This window comes from Maritalea porphyrae, assembly GCF_027213965.1.
In the GTDB taxonomy this organism is placed as follows: Bacteria; Pseudomonadota; Alphaproteobacteria; order Rhizobiales; family Devosiaceae; genus Maritalea; species Maritalea porphyrae_A.
On the sequence record NZ_JAPWGX010000014.1, the window covers coordinates 1 to 530 of the forward strand.

The following is a 530-nucleotide window of genomic DNA, read 5'->3' on the forward strand; positions in this document are numbered from 1 at the left end:
TTTGTATTCAATTTGGCCGCGCCGGTGTCGTCGTACAAAATTCAGATTGATGGCGATACGACCGACGTTCTCAATCACTTCTACATCGCAGAGCGCACTGACGTTGCGTACACTGCATAGCAATTAGGCTTCCTAACATGACCAAACCGAATAAAGCGGTGCGCGCCAGCATTGATGACGCGCGCCAATATGACGTGAAATTGTCCAAAGCTATTCAAGTTGGACGCACATGGTTGAGACCTGGCGGCACAGTGGTTCTTAAGGGCCATCTGGTCAAAAAGCATAAGGATGCAATTGATGAGTTTTCGCCGATCACTTCGTGACATTCTTGGGCTGGATAAGCTTAAGATTATTGACCGTCGCTTTTTTGAACGATTGCTTGATGCAATCGACTTGCGCCTGAAGCCGATTGAAAACTCCAAAGCGGACTACGATACGGCTGTGGGGGAGGTGCAGACAGTTGCACTTGAGCGGATCAACAATGTGCTGACGCCTGCGATTGAGCACATTCAAACGGTTCAAGATAAGGG

General features: G+C 48.7%; 2 protein-coding genes. Both read left to right on the top strand.

Annotated elements, in window-relative coordinates; translation table 11 throughout:
* The first annotated feature begins 137 nt into the window (after positions 1-137).
* Positions 138-323 carry a hypothetical protein gene (locus O4H47_RS17835; RefSeq protein ID WP_269395375.1) on the top strand — a complete coding sequence of 62 codons (186 nt, stop codon included), beginning with the start codon at positions 138-140 and terminating at the stop codon, positions 321-323.
* Positions 298-530 (top strand): hypothetical protein (locus O4H47_RS17840; protein ID WP_269395376.1); only part of this gene is annotated, 233 nt, incomplete at its 3' end. The genes O4H47_RS17835 and O4H47_RS17840, both read left to right, overlap by 26 nt.